Source organism: Burkholderia sp. Bp9090 (assembly GCF_003857985.1).
GTDB lineage: Bacteria > Pseudomonadota > Gammaproteobacteria > Burkholderiales > Burkholderiaceae > Burkholderia.
In genome coordinates this window covers 20,286-36,444 of record NZ_QTPV01000024.1, presented here as the reverse complement: position 1 = coordinate 36,444, position 16,159 = coordinate 20,286, and the positions used below count along the sequence as shown (strand labels likewise).

General features: G+C 67.8%; 19 protein-coding genes and 1 tRNA gene. 17 read left to right on the top strand and 3 right to left on the bottom strand.

From position 1 onward, the window contains the following. Positions 1-319 precede the first annotated feature (319 nt). The gene (locus tag DIE16_RS21445) at positions 320-1,294 is read right to left on the bottom strand and encodes a quinone oxidoreductase (RefSeq protein ID WP_124487215.1); all 975 of its coding nucleotides are present in this window, start codon (positions 1,292-1,294) and stop codon (positions 320-322) included. 441 nt (positions 1,295-1,735) lie between these two features. Between DIE16_RS21445 and DIE16_RS36675 the strand changes: the two genes are divergently transcribed. From DIE16_RS36675 to DIE16_RS36915, 3 genes are read left to right on the top strand one after another with little or no spacing between them, the layout of a single operon-like run. Next, positions 1,736-2,089, top strand: coding sequence for a Rap1a/Tai family immunity protein (locus DIE16_RS36675; protein ID WP_185735494.1), 354 nt, complete (start codon positions 1,736-1,738; stop codon positions 2,087-2,089). A gap of 15 nt (positions 2,090-2,104) precedes the next feature. Continuing rightward, a complete protein-coding gene (locus DIE16_RS36920; RefSeq protein WP_221625276.1) occupies positions 2,105-2,338 on the top strand; it encodes a type VI secretion system amidase effector protein Tae4 in 234 nt (77 codons plus the stop codon). Next, positions 2,335-2,571, top strand: coding sequence for a T6SS effector amidase Tae4 family protein (locus DIE16_RS36915; protein WP_221625275.1), 237 nt, complete (start codon positions 2,335-2,337; stop codon positions 2,569-2,571). The genes DIE16_RS36920 and DIE16_RS36915 overlap by 4 nt, the downstream gene beginning before the upstream one ends. Before the next feature lie 129 nt (positions 2,572-2,700). Here the strand turns inward: DIE16_RS36915 and DIE16_RS21435 are convergent, their stop codons facing one another. Both DIE16_RS21435 and DIE16_RS21430 read right to left on the bottom strand, forming a co-directional pair. Then, positions 2,701-3,093, bottom strand: coding sequence for a methylglyoxal synthase (locus DIE16_RS21435; protein ID WP_044844698.1), 393 nt, complete (start codon positions 3,091-3,093; stop codon positions 2,701-2,703). Positions 3,094-3,148: 55 nt separating this feature from the next. Next, the gene (locus DIE16_RS21430) at positions 3,149-3,928 is read right to left on the bottom strand and encodes an SDR family oxidoreductase (protein WP_044844699.1); all 780 of its coding nucleotides are present in this window, start codon (positions 3,926-3,928) and stop codon (positions 3,149-3,151) included. Between the two features lie 244 nt (positions 3,929-4,172). Between DIE16_RS21430 and upp the strand changes: the two genes are divergently transcribed. The 14 genes from upp (at position 4,173) to DIE16_RS21360 (ending at position 16,137) form a co-directional block, all read left to right on the top strand. Beyond that, positions 4,173-4,823 carry a uracil phosphoribosyltransferase gene (upp, locus tag DIE16_RS21425; protein WP_006478229.1) on the top strand — a complete coding sequence of 217 codons (651 nt, stop codon included), beginning with the start codon at positions 4,173-4,175 and terminating at the stop codon, positions 4,821-4,823. A 218-nt stretch (positions 4,824-5,041) separates the two neighbouring features. Then, positions 5,042-5,770 (top strand): YebC/PmpR family DNA-binding transcriptional regulator, encoded by a 729-nt coding sequence (locus tag DIE16_RS21420; protein ID WP_044844700.1) that lies wholly within the window; start codon positions 5,042-5,044, stop codon positions 5,768-5,770. 105 nt (positions 5,771-5,875) lie between these two features. Beyond that, positions 5,876-7,153: a phosphoribosylamine--glycine ligase gene (gene purD / locus DIE16_RS21415; protein ID WP_124487212.1), complete on the top strand. Its 1,278-nt coding sequence runs from the start codon at positions 5,876-5,878 to the stop codon at positions 7,151-7,153. Positions 7,154-7,271: 118 nt separating this feature from the next. Next, on the top strand, positions 7,272-8,192 hold the full coding sequence (gene hemF / locus DIE16_RS21410) for an oxygen-dependent coproporphyrinogen oxidase (protein ID WP_124667534.1): 921 nt from the start codon (positions 7,272-7,274) through the stop codon (positions 8,190-8,192). A gap of 41 nt (positions 8,193-8,233) precedes the next feature. After that, the gene (locus tag DIE16_RS21405) at positions 8,234-8,941 is read left to right on the top strand and encodes a nicotinate-nucleotide adenylyltransferase (RefSeq protein WP_124893355.1); all 708 of its coding nucleotides are present in this window, start codon (positions 8,234-8,236) and stop codon (positions 8,939-8,941) included. Positions 8,942-8,945: 4 nt separating this feature from the next. Further along, positions 8,946-9,392 carry a ribosome silencing factor gene (gene rsfS / locus DIE16_RS21400; RefSeq protein WP_044844704.1) on the top strand — a complete coding sequence of 149 codons (447 nt, stop codon included), beginning with the start codon at positions 8,946-8,948 and terminating at the stop codon, positions 9,390-9,392. 19 nt (positions 9,393-9,411) lie between these two features. Beyond that, positions 9,412-9,882 carry a 23S rRNA (pseudouridine(1915)-N(3))-methyltransferase RlmH gene (gene rlmH, locus DIE16_RS21395; protein ID WP_044844705.1) on the top strand — a complete coding sequence of 157 codons (471 nt, stop codon included), beginning with the start codon at positions 9,412-9,414 and terminating at the stop codon, positions 9,880-9,882. Positions 9,883-9,933: 51 nt separating this feature from the next. Beyond that, a complete protein-coding gene (locus DIE16_RS21390) occupies positions 9,934-10,566 on the top strand; it encodes a nucleoside triphosphate pyrophosphatase (RefSeq protein WP_124487210.1) in 633 nt (210 codons plus the stop codon). Between the two features lie 8 nt (positions 10,567-10,574). Beyond that, entirely contained in the window at positions 10,575-12,044 is a 1,470-nt protein-coding gene (gene rng / locus DIE16_RS21385; RefSeq protein WP_044844707.1) for a ribonuclease G, read from the top strand. A 196-nt stretch (positions 12,045-12,240) separates the two neighbouring features. Next, a tRNA-Met gene (locus DIE16_RS21380) sits at positions 12,241-12,317 on the top strand. A gap of 348 nt (positions 12,318-12,665) precedes the next feature. Then, positions 12,666-13,001, top strand: a complete 336-nt coding sequence (locus DIE16_RS21375) for a YggL family protein (RefSeq protein ID WP_044844709.1) — start codon at positions 12,666-12,668, stop codon at positions 12,999-13,001. A gap of 300 nt (positions 13,002-13,301) precedes the next feature. Further along, positions 13,302-14,267: a PRC-barrel domain-containing protein gene (locus DIE16_RS21370; RefSeq protein WP_124487208.1), complete on the top strand. Its 966-nt coding sequence runs from the start codon at positions 13,302-13,304 to the stop codon at positions 14,265-14,267. Beyond that, a complete protein-coding gene (locus DIE16_RS21365) occupies positions 14,264-15,523 on the top strand; it encodes an MFS transporter (protein ID WP_124487207.1) in 1,260 nt (419 codons plus the stop codon). Before DIE16_RS21370 ends, DIE16_RS21365 begins: the two co-directional genes overlap by 4 nt. A gap of 35 nt (positions 15,524-15,558) precedes the next feature. Next, on the top strand, positions 15,559-16,137 hold the full coding sequence (locus tag DIE16_RS21360) for an aromatic acid exporter family protein (protein ID WP_124893354.1): 579 nt from the start codon (positions 15,559-15,561) through the stop codon (positions 16,135-16,137). The last annotated feature ends 22 nt before the right edge of the window (positions 16,138-16,159 follow it).

The following is a 16,159-nucleotide window of genomic DNA, read 5'->3' as shown; positions in this document are numbered from 1 at the left end:
GTGAACAGCACCAGTGCGCCGATGAAAACCCCATCCATTTTTGTGTTCTCCGTCGTCGAAATCGGACGACTAGAACCTTATGGGAACGCGCGTAAAGGACGGGTCAAAGGTCATCGGGCCAGTATAAAAAACGCGTAAACGCGTGCGGCGGCGGACGGCGGCGGACGGCGGCGGACGGCGGGGGACGGCGGGTGGAACGGCGGCGGGACAGCGGGCGGAACAGCGGACCGAACGTCGGTCGAGACGAAGACTGGACCGACGGCGACCGTCGCCGCCCGCCAGGGTGCGCGCCGGCGTGGTGCCGGCGCGACGGGATGCGTCAGGGAATTAGGATCGTCGAGCCGGTCGTCTTGCGCGACTCGAGGTCGGCATGCGCGCGGCCGACTTCCGCGAGCGGATAGCGCTGGTTGATGCTCGTCTTCACCTTGCCCGACAGGATCACGTCGAACAGCTCGGCGGCCGCGGCTTCGAGATCGGCGCGCTTCGCGATGTACGAGAACAGCGTCGGCCGCGTGAAGAACAGCGAACCGCGCGACGAGAGCTCCTTCGAGTCGATCGGCGGCAGCGGGCCCGACGCGTTGCCGAAGCTGACGAACAGCCCGAGCGGCGCGAGGCAGTCGAGCGAACCGATGTAGGTGTCCTTGCCGATCGAATCGTAGACGACCGGCACGAGCGCATCGTTCGTGATCGCCCTCACGCGCTGCGTGAAATTCTCGCGCGTGTAGACGATCGGGTGGTCGCAGCCGTGCGCTTTCGCGAGTTCGGCCTTCTCGTCGGAGCCGACCGTGCCGATCACCGTTGCGCCGAGCGCCTTCGCCCACTGGCAGACCAGCAGGCCGACGCCGCCCGCCGCGGCATGGATCAGGATCGTGTCGCCGGCCTTGACCGGATACGTGCGGCGCAGCAGGTAGTGCGCGGTCAGGCCCTGCAGCATCACCGACGCCGCTGCGTCGTAGCTGATGCCGTCCGGCAGCTTGACGAGGCGGTCGGCGGGCAGCACGCGCTCCTGCGCGTACGCGCCGGGCGACGACCACACATAGGCGACGCGGTCGCCGGGCTTGAACGCGGTCACGTCATCGCCGACCGCCGTCACCTCGCCGGCCGCCTCCATCCCGAGCCCGGCGGGCAACGGCTGCGGATAGAGGCCGGTGCGGAAATACACGTCGATATAGTTGAGCCCGACCGCATGCTGCTTGACGCGGACCTGGCCCGCCTGCGGCTCGCTGACCTCGACGTCGACCCACTTCATCACGTCCGGGCCGCCTGCCTGGTCGTATCGGATTGCTTTCGGCATCGTTTCGCTCCTCGCTTGTCTGGAAATTCGGTTCGGCAAATACGTCGCTGCCCCCGAACGGCGAGGCGGGCAGACGCGGGACACTGCGCGTGATTTTCGCGCGTCGCGCGCGCTCGTGCTGCACGCCGCGGCAATCCCTTCACGACCGTAGGGTCTTCGCGAAAGACGATCGGCACGTGACGTGCATTCCGGCGGATGGTGCGCCATCCGATCCGTCGCGACCTTGCGCTCGTCTCGCGTGCGGTGCGTGCCCCACGTGCAACATTTCGCCACGTTCAAGGAATCATCTTCGGGTCGGACGAATGGCTGTCCATTCAGCGATGGCAAAGCGTCGCCACCCATTGCACCGTGCGGTCCCCCGCGAAATCATGCGGTCCATGGAGATTCCCGGGACGGTGAGCGTGCTATTTTGCTTTGCACCGAATTCACGAACCCCATGCCATGAACGCCCTTTGCATCCGCCATGCATTTGTTTTCGCATCGTTGTCGGCAGGTATCGGCATCGTGAACGGAGCCGCGCTCCCACGCGTCGACGGTGCGCGGCTGCTCAACGGCATCAGCCGTACGGACAACAATCCGTACGCCGACGCCGAGCGCCACGTCATGACCGGTTATCTGGCCGGCGTGGCCGACATGACCGAAGGCAAGGACTGGTGCGACAACGGGCGCCTCAAATCCGGAGAGATCGATTCGGAAGTGATCGGCGGTCTTCGAAAACTGCCGAACGATGCGCTGCGCACAAACGCAGCAGGCCTGATCACCCGCATCCTGCAGCAGAAATATCCGTGCCGTTGATCGGGGACGATCTGCTTGAAACCACACTTCTCATTACTGAACAGCCACTATCCGGACAACAGGACGGTATCCAGGGAAGCGCTATACGAGGAGCTCGGCTGGCAAGACCTGGTCGCCAATCCGGCGTATGCAAATACGTGCGCCATTCGGATCAGCCTGGCACTCGTCAAGAGCGGAATGACATTGCGCGGCGGCCTCGTCATTCAGAAGGGGCGCACCGCGGACGGCGAATTGAAGCCGGCCAGGTGAGGCTGGCCAACATGCTGGCGGAGCCGGCCTATTTCGGCAAGGCTGAAGTGTTCCGGCGAGACGATGCGACGACCGGCATTGCCGCCAGAAAGGGCATCGTGGCCTTCTGGAACATCCCCGGATACATGAACGGCCGCGGCGGACACATCGACCTGATCGATGGCGCCCGCGCCCTCTGCAGTTCGGATTGCTACTGGGCTGCATCGACCGTGTGGTTCTGGTCGTTACGATGAGCGACCGGCCGCGATCTCGGGCATCGCAATCCGCGCCTGTTTCGGCGCTATCAACGCTCACCGCCATCCGTCACATGTCATCCACACGACAGATGGCGGCAAGCACGCACACTCACGCGTGCCGAACGCCTAGCAAACGTCCTGCATGTTGCGCGCCAGATCGTCGAGCAGCATCCGCGCGGTCGCGACGTTGGTCGCGACCGGCACGTCGTGCACGTCGCATGCGCGCACCAGCGCGGTGATGTCCGGGTCGTGCGGCTGCGCGGTCATCGGGTCGCGCAGGAACACGACGATGTCGACGCGGCCTTCGGCCAGCTCCGCACCGATCTGCAGGTCGCCGCCTTGCGGCCCCGACAGCTTGCGCTCGACCTCGAGCCCGTGCGCGGCGGCGATGCGGCCGCCCGTCGTGCCCGTCGCGACCAGCCGGCATTGCGCGAGCGTCGCGCGGTACTGGCCCGCGAGCGCGACGATCTCGTCCTTCTTCGCGTCGTGCGCAATCAGTGCGATGCGGGGTTTGCTCATCTCCGTTTCCTTCGTGGGTCGATTGTTGTCGTATATGTGAACGGCGGTGCGCGCGTCAGAACGTGCCCGGATACGCGCCGCCGTCGAGCAGCCAGTTCTGCCCGGTGATATAGCCTGCATGCACGCTGCAGAGGAACGCGCACGCCGCGCCGAATTCGGCGCGCGTGCCGAGGCGCCCGGCCGGGATTTCCTTCGCGCGCCGCGCGCGCATCTCGTCGACGCTCACGCCCTGCGCCTTCGCCGACGCGGCGAGCGTCGTCGCGATCCGGTCGGTGTCGAACAGCCCGGGCAGCAGGTTGTTGATCGTCACGCCCTGCCCCGCGACCTTGCGCGACAGCCCCGCGACGAAGCCGGTCAACCCCGAGCGCGCGCCGTTCGACAGCGCGAGCACGTCGATCGGCGCCTTCACGGCCGAACTCGTGATGTTGACGATCCGGCCGAAGCCGCGGCCGATCATCCCGTCGACGGTCGCGCGGATCAGCTCGATCGGCGTCAGCATGTTCGACTCGAGCGCGCGGATCCAGTCGTCGTGCGAGAAATCGCGGAAATCGCCGGGCGGCGGCCCGCCGGCATTCGTCACGAGAATGTCCGGCTGCGGGCACGCGGCGAGCGCGGCCGCGCGGCCGTCGGGCGTCGTGATGTCGCAGGCGACGGCGGTGATCGACACGTTCGACCCGGCGCGGATCTCCTCCGCGGTTTCCTCCAGCGTGTCGCGCGTGCGCGCGACGATCACGAGGTTCACGCCCTCGGCGGCCAGCGCTTCCGCGCAGCCGCGCCCGAGCCCCTTGCTCGCCGCGCACACGAGCGCGGTCTTTCCTGCGATGCCGAGATCCATCGTCGATTCCTTTATGGCGACGCGCGCCGGACGGGCCGGTCGCCGACGGGTCGCAGGCCGGTTCGCCGGGCGGGCGAACGGTCGCGAACGGTCGCGAGCGGGCGAACACGGCGCGCGGATTGTCGTGAGACGTCGATAATATCCGGATCACGTGGCGCGCCTTGGTAAAATTGCGGCCATGAGCGGCGGCCGGCCTGGCGCCGGCGCCGCCCCCGATCCCCTTTTGCCGCCAAGGCACCCCGTCATGAAACAGGACAGCCGTTTCCCGAATCTCTTCATCACCGATCATCCGCTGATCCAGCACAAGCTGACCCACATGCGCGACAAGGACACGTCGACGCGCACGTTCCGCGAACTGCTGCGCGAGATCACGCTGCTGATGGGTTACGAGATCACCCGCAACCTGCCGATCACGACCAAGCGGGTCGAAACCCCGCTGGTGGCGGTCGACGCGCCGGTGATCGCGGGCAAGAAGCTCGCGATCGTGCCCGTGCTGCGCGCCGGCATCGGGATGTCGGACGGCCTGCTCGACCTGGTGCCGTCCGCGCGCGTCGGCCACATCGGCGTGTACCGCGCCGAAGATCACCGCCCGGTCGAATACCTGGTGCGCCTGCCCGATCTCGAGGATCGCATCTTCATCCTGTGCGACCCGATGGTCGCGACCGGCTATTCGGCCGTGCACGCGGTCGACGTGCTCAAGCGCCGCAACGTGCCGGCCGCGAACATCATGTTCGTCGCGCTGGTCGCCGCGCCCGAGGGCGTGCAGGTGTTCCAGGACGCGCACCCGGACGTGAAGCTGTTCGTCGCGTCGCTCGACTCGCACCTGAACGAGCATGCGTACATCGTACCGGGCCTGGGCGACGCGGGCGACCGCCTGTTCGGCACCAAGAACTGACATACGACGACGCCGGGCCGCGCGGCCCGGCACGCCGCAACGGCCCGCCCGGCCGTTCGGCCATGCGCGGCGGCCCCGAAGCGACGGTCGCCGCGTGATAAAATCACGTTCCACTCGACACGCGCGGCCCCGCGGCTTCATGCCCGCCCAGACGGCCGCCGATTCAACGACACATTGGCACAATCGCCCGCGCAGCGCGCCCGGGCACGGAGAAAGGTATGGCTGGTCATTCGAAATGGGCCAACATCAAGCATAAGAAGGCAGCAGCCGACGCGAAGCGCGGCAAGATCTGGACCCGACTGATCAAGGAAATCCAGGTCGCGGCCCGCCTCGGCGGCGGCGACGCGAGTTCGAACCCGCGCCTGCGTCTCGCGGTCGACAAGGCGGCCGACGCGAACATGCCGAAGGACAACGTCAAGCGCGCGATCGACCGCGGCGTCGGCGGCGCGGACGGCGCGAACTACGAAGAAATCCGTTATGAAGGCTACGGCATCAGCGGCGCGGCGATCATCGTCGACACGCTGACCGACAACCGCACCCGCACGGTCGCGGAAGTCCGTCACGCATTCTCGAAGTTCGGCGGCAACATGGGCACCGACGGTTCGGTCGCGTTCATGTTCGATCACGTCGGCCAGTTCCTGTTCGCGCCCGGCACGTCGGAAGACGCGCTGATGGAAGCGGCGCTCGAAGCCGGCGCGGACGACGTCAGCACGAACGACGACGGCTCGATCGAAGTGCTGTGCGACTGGCAGGCGTTCTCGGCAGTGAAGGACGCGCTCGAAGCCGCGGGCTTCAAGGCCGAACTCGCCGAAGTGACGATGAAGCCGCAGAACGAAGTCGAATTTACCGGCGACGATGCGGCGAAGATGCAGAAGCTCCTGGACGCGCTCGAGAACCTCGACGACGTGCAGGAGGTGTATACGAACGCCGTCATCGTCGAGGAATGAGATGCCGGCCGCCGTGCGCAGCGTTGCGACGGCGGCCCGACCGATTTCGCGGCCGGCGCGCCTGAGCGTGCCGGCCGCCCTGTTTTCTAGTCTGCGGGGAATCCCATGAAACTACTCGTCGTCGGTTCCGGCGGTCGCGAACATGCACTGGCGTGGAAGCTCGCGCAGTCGCCGCGCGTCCAGATGGTCTACGTCGCGCCCGGCAATGGCGGCACGGCGCAGGACGAGCGTCTGAAGAACGTCGACATCACGTCGCTCGACGCGCTGGCCGATTTCGCGGAAAGCGAAGGCGTCGCGTTCACGCTCGTCGGGCCGGAAGCGCCGCTCGCGGCCGGCATCGTCAACCTGTTCCGCGCGCGCGGCCTCAAGGTATTCGGCCCGACCCGCGAAGCCGCGCAACTCGAAAGCTCGAAGGATTTCGCGAAGGCGTTCATGAAGCGCCACGGCATCCCGACCGCCGACTACGAAACCTTCTCCGACGCGGCCGCCGCGCACGCGTACCTCGACGCGAAAGGCGCGCCGATCGTCGTGAAGGCCGACGGCCTCGCGGCCGGCAAGGGCGTCGTCGTCGCGATGACGCTGGAAGAAGCGCATGCCGCGGTCGACATGATGCTGTCGGGCAACAAGCTGGGCGACGCCGGCGCGCGCGTCGTGATCGAGGAATTCCTCGATGGCGAGGAAGCGAGCTTCATCGTGATGGTCGACGGCAAGCACGCGCTGGCGCTGGCCTCGAGCCAGGACCACAAACGCCTGCTCGACGAGGACCGCGGCCCGAACACGGGCGGCATGGGCGCCTACTCGCCCGCGCCGATCGTCACGCCGCAGATGCACGCACGCGTGATGCGCGAAATCATCATGCCGACGGTGCGCGGGATGGAGAAGGACGGCATCCGCTTCACGGGCTTCCTGTATGCGGGCCTGATGATCGACAAGGAAGGCAATCCGCGCACGCTGGAATTCAACTGCCGGATGGGCGACCCCGAGACGCAGCCGATCATGGCCCGCCTGAAGAGCGATTTCTCGAAGGTCGTCGAACAGGCGATCGCGGGCACGCTCGACACGGTCGAGCTCGACTGGGACCGCCGCACCGCGCTCGGCGTCGTGCTGGCCGCGCACGGCTATCCGGACGCGCCGCGCAAGGGCGACCGCATCAACGGGATCCCGGCCGAGACCGAGCAGGCCGTGACGTTCCATGCGGGCACGACGCTCGACGGCGACAAGCTGACGACGTCCGGCGGCCGTGTGCTGTGCGTGGTCGGCCTCGCCGATTCGGTGCGCGAAGCGCAGCAGCATGCGTACGACACGATCAACCAGATCAATTTCGAAGGCATGCAGTACCGCCGCGACATCGGCTTCCGCGCGCTGAATCGCAAGAGCACGTAACACCCTGACCGCCGCTTTGCCGTCGCAAACGGCGGCCTCCTCTGCCGGGGTTCGATAGAATGCCCGGCAGATGCCTTTTTTACGGCCCCCGCTTCGCGCGGGGGCAGCCAGTCCAGACATGACCGATTCGACCTACGACGTGGCGCGCGTGCGCACGTATCTCCAGGGCCTGCAGACACGCATCGCCGACGCGCTCGGCGCGCTCGACGGCACGCCGCTCGCGACCGACGCGTGGCAGCGCGGGCCCGAGGAACGCCTGCGCGGCGGCGGCTGCACGCGGATTCTCGAAGGCGGCCGCGTGTTCGAGCGCGCGGGGATCGGTTTTTCCGACGTCGCCGGCGATGCGCTGCCGCCGTCGGCGAGCGCCGCGCGCCCGCAGCTGGCCGGCCGCGGCTTCGAGGCGCTCGGCGTGTCGCTCGTGCTGCATCCGCGCAACCCGTACTGCCCGACCGTGCACATGAACGTGCGGATGCTGATCGCGACGAAGCCCGGCGAGGCGCCGATCTTCTGGTTCGGCGGCGGCATGGATCTGACACCGGTTTATCCGTTCGAGGACGACGCGCGGCATTTCCACCAGACCTGCAAGGACGCGCTCGATCCGTTCGGCGCCGAGCTCTACCCGCGCTTCAAGACGTGGTGCGACGAGTATTTCTTCCTGAAGCACCGCAACGAGACGCGCGGCATCGGCGGGATCTTCTTCGACGATTTCTCCGAGCCCGGATTCGAACGCTCGTTTGAGATGATGCAAAGCGTCGGCGACGCGTTCCTGAACGCGTACCTGCCGATCGTCGAACGCCGTGTCGCGCTGCCGTACGGCGAGCGCGAACGCGACTTCCAGGCTTACCGGCGCGGCCGCTACGTCGAATTCAACCTCGTGTTCGACCGCGGCACGCTGTTCGGGCTGCAAAGCGGCGGCCGGACCGAGTCGATCCTGATGTCGATGCCGCCGGTCGCGCACTGGCGTTACGACTGGCAGCCCGAGCCGGGCTCGCCGGAAGCGCGCCTGAGCGAGTTCCTCGTGCCGCGCGACTGGGTCTGAGCCCGCCGCGCCCCGCCGCCTCAAGAACAGGACACGTTTTTCTGGACACCACCACCCGCCCCGCCCCGCAGCCGCTGTCACGTCGTATCGGCCTGCTGGGCGGCACGTTCGACCCGATCCACGACGGCCACCTCGCGCTCGCGCGCCGGTTCGCCGACGTGCTCGGCCTGACCGAACTCGCGCTGCTGCCCGCCGGGCAGCCGTACCAGAAGCGCGACGTGTCGGCCGCCGAACATCGGCTCGCGATGACGCGCGCCGCTGCCGGCTCGCTGTCGCTGCCCGGCGTGACGGTCACCGTCGCGACCGACGAGATCGAGCACGCGGGGCCGACCTATACGGTCGAGACGCTCGCACGCTGGCGCGAGCGGATCGGCCCCGATGCGTCGCTGGCGCTGCTGATCGGCGCCGACCAGCTGGTGCGGCTCGACACGTGGCGCGACTGGCGCAAGCTGTTCGACTACGCGCACGTGTGCGCGTCGACGCGCCCGGGCTTCGACCTCGGCGCGGCGCCGCCGGACGTCGCGCAGGAAATCGCGCGGCGGCAGGCCGGTGCCGACGTGCTGAAAGCGACGCCGGCCGGCCACCTGCTGATCGACACGACGCTGGCGTTCGATATCGCCGCAACCGACATCCGCGCACACCTGCGCGAATGCATCGCGCGTCGCGCGCAAATGCCCGATGCGTCGGCCGAGCATGTGCCGGCCGCCGTCTGGGCCTATATTCTTCAACATCGTCTCTACCATTCCTGATTCCATGGATATCCGCAAACTGCAGCGCGTGATCGTCGACGCTCTCGAAGACATCAAGGCGCAAGACATCAAGGTGTTCAACACCAGCCACCTGACCGAACTGTTCGACCGCGTGATCGTCGCGTCGGGCACGTCGAACCGCCAGACCAAGGCGCTCGCGTCGAGCGTGCGCGACAAGGTCAAGGAAGCCGGCGGCGACATCGTCAGCTCCGAGGGCGAAGACACCGGCGAATGGGTGCTGGTCGACTGCGGCGACGCGATCGTGCACATCCTGCAACCGGCGCTGCGCCAGTACTACAACCTCGAGGAAATCTGGGGCGACAAGCCCGTGCGGATGAAGCTCGGCGGCGGCAAGGGTCCGAACGGTCTCGCTACCGCCAGCGAAGAAGAGGACGACGAGGAAGAAGCGCCCGCACGCCCGGCGCGCAAGACGGCTGCCCGCCGCCGCTGAGCCGCAGCGAGTCGTCCCGATGAAGCTTTTCATCCTCGCGGTCGGCCACAAGATGCCCGGCTGGATCGCGTCCGGCTTCGACGAATACACGAAGCGGATGCCGCCCGAGCTGCGCATCGAACTGCGCGAGATCAAGCCCGAACTGCGTTCGGGCGGCCGCAGCGCGGAAAGCGTGATGGCGGCCGAGCGGCAGAAGATCGAGGCCGCGCTGCCGAAGGGCGCGCGCATCGTCGCGCTCGACGAGCGCGGCCGCGACTGGACCACCATGCAGCTCGCGCAGGCGCTGCCCGGCTGGCAGCAGGACGGCCGTGACGTCGCGTTCGTGATCGGCGGTGCCGACGGGCTCGATCCGGAACTCAAGGCGCGCGCCGACCTGCTGCTGCGCATCTCGAGCATGACGCTGCCGCACGGGATGGTGCGCGTGCTGCTCGCCGAACAGCTTTACCGCGCGTGGAGCATCACGCAGAATCACCCCTACCATCGCGCATGACGTGCCGTCCTCGGGACGCGCGCCGCGCGCGCTCAACGAGATAACGACACCATGCCGTCCAGCACGCCCCCTGCCCTTTTCCCGACCCTTTACCTCGCTTCGCAAAGCCCGCGCCGCCAGGAGCTGCTGCAGCAGATCGGCGTGCGCTTCGAATTGCTGCTGCCGCGCCCCGACGAGGACGCGGAGGCGCTCGAAGCCGAGCTGCCCGGCGAAGCCGCCGATGCGTACGTGCAGCGCGTGACCGTCGCGAAGGCGGAGGCCGCGCGGGCGCGTCTCGTCGCGAGCGGCAAGCCGGCCGCGCCGGTGCTGGTTGCGGACACCACGGTGACCATCGACGGCGCGATCCTCGGCAAGCCGGCCGATGCCGACGACGCGCTCGCGATGCTGACCCGCCTCGCAGGCCGCGAACACGAGGTGCTGACCGCCGTCGCGGTGGTCGGCGCCGACGGCGAACTGCTGCCGCCCGCGCTGTCGCGCTCGTCGGTGCGCTTTTCGGCCGCGCCGCGCGACGCGTTCGAGCGCTACGTCGACACCCGCGAACCGTTCGGCAAGGCGGGCGCCTACGCGATCCAGGGACGCGCGGCCGAATTCATCGAGCGAATCGACGGTTCCCATTCGGGTATCATGGGTCTGCCCCTTTTTGAGACTGCCGCGTTGCTGCGCACCGCGCGCGTCGCCTTCTGAATCGCACCATGAACGAAGAAATCCTGATCAACCTCACGCCGCAGGAAACGCGGGTCGCACTCGTCCAGCAAGGCGCGGTGCAGGAGCTTCACGTCGAGCGCACGCTGTCGCGCGGGCGGGTCGGCAACATCTACCTCGGCAAGGTCGTGCGCGTGCTGCCCGGCATGCAGTCGGCGTTCATCGACATCGGTCTCGAGCGCGCGGCGTTCCTGCACGTCGCCGACATCTGGCATCCGCGCCTCGCGGGCGAGCCGCAGTCGGGCGCGCCGCACCAGCCGATCGAGAAGACCGTGTTCGAAGGCCAGACGCTGATGGTCCAGGTGATCAAGGATCCGATCGGCACGAAGGGCGCCCGACTGTCGACGCAGGTCAGCATCGCGGGCCGCACGCTCGTCTACCTGCCGCAGGAGCCGCACATCGGCATCTCGCAGAAGATCGAGAGCGAGGCCGAGCGCGAGGCCGTGCGTGCGCGGCTGACCGCCGTGATCCCGCCGGACGAGAAAGGCGGCTACATCGTGCGCACGATCGCCGAGGACGCGACCTCCGACGAACTGGCCGGCGACGTCGCCTACCTGCGCAAGACCTGGACGACCATCGTGGCCCAGGCGCAGCGGCTGCCGGCGACGAGCCTGCTGTACCAGGATCTCGATCTCGCGCAGCGCGTGCTGCGCGATTTCGCGAACGACGACACGACGCGCATCCAGGTCGATTCGCGCGAGACATACCAGCGCCTCGCGGAATTCGCGAACGAATTCACGCCGGCGGTGAGCCCGAAGCTGCATCACTACACCGGCGAGCGGCCGCTGTTCGACCTGTACAACATCGAGACGGAGATCCAGCGCGCGCTGTCGCGCCGCGTCGACCTGAAGTCGGGCGGCTACCTGATGATCGACCAGACCGAGGCGATGACGACGATCGACGTGAACACCGGCGGCTACGTCGGCGCGCGCAACTTCGACGACACGATCTTCAAGACCAACCTCGAGGCCGCGCATACGATCGCGCGGCAGCTGCGGCTGCGCAACCTCGGCGGGATCATCATCATCGACTTCATCGACATGGAGAACGCCGAGCATCGCGACGCGGTGCTGTCCGAGTTGAAGAAGGCGCTGTCGCGCGACCGCACGCGCGTGACGGTCAACGGCTTCTCGCAGCTCGGGCTCGTCGAGATGACGCGCAAGCGCACGCGCGAATCGCTCGCGCACGTGCTGTGCGAGCCGTGCCCGACCTGCCAGGGCAAGGGCCAGGTGAAGACGTCGCGCACGGTGTGCTACGACATCCTGCGCGAGATCCTGCGCGAGTCGCGCCAGTTCAATCCGCGCGAATTCCGCGTGATCGCCGCGCAACAGGTAATCGACCTGTTCCTCGACGAGGAGTCGCAGCATCTCGCGATGCTGATCGACTTCATCGGCAAGCCGGTGTCGCTGCAGGTCGAGTCGAACCTGAGCCAGGAACAGTACGATATCGTGCTGATGTAAGGTCATGCGCGGCGATCTCCGAATCGGGAGATCGCCCCCCTTGCCGCGGGCATCGAGCAAAAATATCAGTTGGCACGCCGAGCTTCGAGGGCTCGGGCAACGTAAGCGCCCGCTGGCGAGCGAAGCACGGCCGCTTGATATCAACTTTGGTCACTGAGCATTTGACGCACCGCAGCAGTGTCACTATAATTCGCGCCGCGGGGTGGAGCAGTCTGGCAGCTCGTCGGGCTCATAACCCGAAGGTCATAGGTTCAAATCCTATCCCCGCAACCAAACATCGAAGCCCGCTTTGCGACAGCAAGCGGGCTTTTTGCATTTCGCCGATTCGCTGGTTCGTATCGCTCGACTCGAAGCCGCCGGCCCTGGCAAAGCCGAAGACGCTCGCCATCCCTGTATCATTCGGTCACGCGTGCAATCAGCCGCCGGCCGAGCCGCACCGCGAAAGCCAAGTCGATCGATTGTTCAACGATGGTTTTCTGATCGGCCGCGCGACAGCACGATATCGCGACGACGCAACGCTCGCCCCTTTCGCGACCGGCCGGACCGCGCGGCACGTCGGGACAGTGCCCGCAGCGGCCGCCGCGCTATCCTTTCCCACCTCACATTCACTCACCACACACCATGAGCCAACGCCACAACCGCCGCCAGCGCAAGAAACTCCACATCGCCGAGTTCCAGGAACTCGCGTTCAACGCGGCCGCGCAATACCGCAACGAGCTGTCCGACCTCGAACGTGGCCAGCTGATCGATGCATTCATCGATTTCGTCGAAGCGAACGGGCTGCTGACCGTCGCCTCCGCTGACGAAGGGATCGGCGCCTACGTGATCTCCGGCGCGCCGCGCGGCACGACCACCGACGCCGACCGCGAGAACGTGCGGGCGTGGCTGGCCGCACGTCCGGAGCTGACCGACGTCCGGGTCAGCGAATTCACCGACGCGTGGTATCCGGACGCCTGACGCTCCGTTTTCTCCCTGCTTCATGCAGCGCCCGCGCCTGCCCGCCATGACGGCGGCGGGCCGGGGCGGCACCCGTGTGAGCCGCCCCTCATCCGCCGGCCTTCCCCGTCGCCCGACTGCGACGCGACGGCCGCCGATCCCTACCTTTCCCCGACAGTCCGCCTCCAGCAAGCCATCGAAATCGGCCCTGAAAGGAAGACACGTTAAACTCTCACCTCGCGTGGTGCGCCGCCCGCACCCGCCATCCATCGCCAGCCGCGCGCCTCCGGGCCCGGCCCCCGACCCATGGAGTGAGTGTCAATGAGCGGCGGATTTCCGTTTCCCGCATCCCGCATGTCGTTCCCGTCCTCGACGGTCTTCCTCGTTCTCGCCGCCGCGCTGCTGTCCGGCTGCGGGCTGCTGCCGACGCAGAATCCGCCCGCGCCGATCAGCGAAGCGCTCGTCGAGCCCGTCGAGGAAACCGCCGGCGAACCGCTGACGATGCCGCCCGTGCCGGCGCCGACGCAGCCGGAAGCGCCGGAAGCACCGAAGAAACCGCACCGCGAAGTGACGCGGCCGAAACCCGTGCAGCGCCCCGAAACACCGACGCCTCCGCCACCACCGCCCGCCCCGATCGTCGCGACGCGCCCGCTCGACCGCACGCAGATCCATGCGCTGCTCGACAGCGAGGTCGCGCGCCGCAACGGCAAGGTGATCGGCCGCGCGGTCGACATGGTGGCCGACGCGAGCGGCAAGCCGCGCGAGATGATCGTCAACCTGCAGGGCTTCATGGGTGTCGGCGACCGCAAGGTCATCTTCCCGTGGAACGTGTTCCGCTTCACGCCGGGCGGCAAACAGGAGCCGATCGTGCTCGACGTGCCGTCGGGCGACCTGCCTCCGGCCGCGCGGCCGAAGGCCGTGCCGCTGTCGGGTTCGGCCGCGGCGTCGCCCGCGACGCGACTGCCGATGCTCGACAGCGATGTCGAGCGCCCGAACGGCACGAAGATCGGCCGCATCGTCGACGTGCTGATCGACCGCGCCGCGCAGCCGCAGGCGGTCGTGCTCGACCTCGGCGGGCTCGTCAACACCGACCGCCGCTCGATCGCCGCGAGCTGGGGCGCGCTGCGCTTCGTCACGCGCGACAAGGCGCTGCATCCGCAGCTCGACCTGAACGATGCGCAGATCAAGGCGTCGCCGCCCTACGCGGCCGACAAGCCGATCATCGCGGTCTTCCCGCCCGTTGCCCCGGCACCGGTGCCGGCTTCGTCTGCGAGTGCCACCCGATGACGATCAAGCATTCCGTCAGCGTGCGCAGTCTGCGGTCCCTCGACTGGCTCAACTTTTTCGTTGCAAACGTTCAAACCGGGTTCGGTCCGTTCATCGCGTCCTACCTCGCGTCGCACAAGTGGACGCAGGGCGAGATCGGCATGGTGCTGTCGATCGGCACGATCAGCGCGATGGTCAGCCAGGTGCCGGGCGGCGCGGCCGTCGATGCGCTGAAGAACAAGAAAGGCGCGGCCGCGTGGGCGATCGCGGCCATCATCCTGTCCGCGGTGCTGCTCGCGTCGAGCCCGACGATCGTGCCGGTGATCGCGGCCGAGGTGTTCCACGGCTTCGCGAGCTGCATGCTCGTGCCGGCGATGGCCGCGATCTCGTTCTCGCTGGTCGGCCGTGCCGATCTCGGCGACCGGCTCGGCCGCAACGCACGCTGGGCGTCGATCGGCAGCGCGGTCGCGGCGGGCCTGATGGGGCTCACCGGCGAGTATTTCTCCGCGCGCGCGGTGTTCTGGCTGACCGCCGTGCTGGCATTGCCCGCGCTGTTCGCGCTCGCGATGATCCAGCCGACCCACGAAGTGATCCCGCAATCGTCGAAACCCGACGATCACGACGAAGGCGAGCACCGCGAGACGCTGCTCGAACTGCTGCGCGATCGCCGGATGCTGATCTTCGCGGCGTGCGTCGTGCTGTTCCACCTGTCGAACGCGGCGATGCTCAACCTCGCGGCCGGCGAAGTGACGGCCGGGATGGGCGAGAACGTGCAGCTCGTGATCGCCGCGTGCATCATCGTGCCGCAGGCGATCGTCGCGATGCTGTCGCCGTGGGTCGGCCGTTCCTCGCAACGCTGGGGACGCCGGCCGATCCTGCTGCTCGGCTTCTCCGCGCTGCCGGTGCGCGCGCTGCTGTTCGCCGGCGTGAGCAGCCCGTACCTGCTCGTGCCGGTGCAGATGCTCGACGGCATCAGCGCGGCCGTGTTCGGCGTGATGCTGCCGCTGATCGCGGCCGACGTCGCGGGCGGCAAGGGCCGCTACAACCTGTGCATCGGGCTGTTCGGGCTCGCGGCCGGGATCGGCGCGACGCTCAGCACGGCCGTGGCCGGCTATGTCGCCGATCACTTCGGCAATGCGATCAGCTTCTTCGGGCTCGCCGCTGCCGGCGCGCTCGCGGTGCTGCTCGTCTGGCTCGCGATGCCCGAAACGCGCGTCGAGAACGGCGACGCACCCGAGGGCACGCCGGCCGCCGCCTCGTCCGAACAGGCGCACTGACACACGCACCGCCGCCCCGCTTCTTGGCCGACACGATGGATACGATCAGGACCCTCAACGAAGCCCGCCAACAGATCCAGCAGTCGATCTTCGATCTGTTCAAGGGGCTGACTTTCGGCGAACGCCTCACGCAAGGCGCGCTGATGGCGCTGCAGGCCGTGTGCGGCGCGTGCCTCGCATACGCGATCGGCCGCGCGTTGCACACCGAGCAGGCCGTGTGGGCGGCGATCACCGCGATCGCCGTCACGCAGCACAACTATTCGGACACGATGTCGCTGTCGCGCGACCAGTTCATCGGCGCGATGATCGGCGGCGTGGTCGGCTTCGCGGGGGCCGCGCTCGGCGGCGATCGCCTCGTCGCCTATGCGATCGCGGTCGCGATCACGATCGTCGGCTGCTGGTGCCTGAACGTCGGCAGCGCGGCGCGTCTCGGCGGCGTCACCGCGACGATCGTGCTGCTGTTTCCGGGTAACGGCCCGCTGTGGGACATTCCGCTGATGCGGCTCGGGGAAGTCGCGCTCGGCACCGTCTGCGCGCTGGCGGTGTGCTGGGCAATGTCGCGGATCGAGCGACGCTGGTTCCGCCGGGCGGTGAAGTCGGACCAGGACAAGTGACGCGGATGCCGGGACGCACGCC

Bases quoted from the DNA above. Each gene is read 5' to 3' on its own strand.
- DIE16_RS21445 (WP_124487215.1), bottom strand. From the start codon at position 1,294: ATGCCGAAAGCAATCCGATACGACCAGGCAGGCGGCCCGGACGTGATG.
- DIE16_RS36675 (WP_185735494.1), top strand. From the start codon at position 1,736: ATGAACGCCCTTTGCATCCGCCATGCATTTGTTTTCGCATCGTTGTCG.
- DIE16_RS21435 (WP_044844698.1), bottom strand. From the start codon at position 3,093: ATGAGCAAACCCCGCATCGCACTGATTGCGCACGACGCGAAGAAGGAC.
- DIE16_RS21430 (WP_044844699.1), bottom strand. From the start codon at position 3,928: ATGGATCTCGGCATCGCAGGAAAGACCGCGCTCGTGTGCGCGGCGAGC.
- upp (WP_006478229.1), top strand. From the start codon at position 4,173: ATGAAACAGGACAGCCGTTTCCCGAATCTCTTCATCACCGATCATCCG.
- DIE16_RS21420 (WP_044844700.1), top strand. From the start codon at position 5,042: ATGGCTGGTCATTCGAAATGGGCCAACATCAAGCATAAGAAGGCAGCA.
- purD (WP_124487212.1), top strand. From the start codon at position 5,876: ATGAAACTACTCGTCGTCGGTTCCGGCGGTCGCGAACATGCACTGGCG.
- hemF (WP_124667534.1), top strand. From the start codon at position 7,272: ATGACCGATTCGACCTACGACGTGGCGCGCGTGCGCACGTATCTCCAG.
- rsfS (WP_044844704.1), top strand. From the start codon at position 8,946: ATGGATATCCGCAAACTGCAGCGCGTGATCGTCGACGCTCTCGAAGAC.
- rlmH (WP_044844705.1), top strand. From the start codon at position 9,412: ATGAAGCTTTTCATCCTCGCGGTCGGCCACAAGATGCCCGGCTGGATC.
- DIE16_RS21390 (WP_124487210.1), top strand. From the start codon at position 9,934: ATGCCGTCCAGCACGCCCCCTGCCCTTTTCCCGACCCTTTACCTCGCT.
- rng (WP_044844707.1), top strand. From the start codon at position 10,575: ATGAACGAAGAAATCCTGATCAACCTCACGCCGCAGGAAACGCGGGTC.
- DIE16_RS21375 (WP_044844709.1), top strand. From the start codon at position 12,666: ATGAGCCAACGCCACAACCGCCGCCAGCGCAAGAAACTCCACATCGCC.
- DIE16_RS21370 (WP_124487208.1), top strand. From the start codon at position 13,302: ATGAGCGGCGGATTTCCGTTTCCCGCATCCCGCATGTCGTTCCCGTCC.
- DIE16_RS21365 (WP_124487207.1), top strand. From the start codon at position 14,264: ATGACGATCAAGCATTCCGTCAGCGTGCGCAGTCTGCGGTCCCTCGAC.
- DIE16_RS21360 (WP_124893354.1), top strand. From the start codon at position 15,559: ATGGATACGATCAGGACCCTCAACGAAGCCCGCCAACAGATCCAGCAG.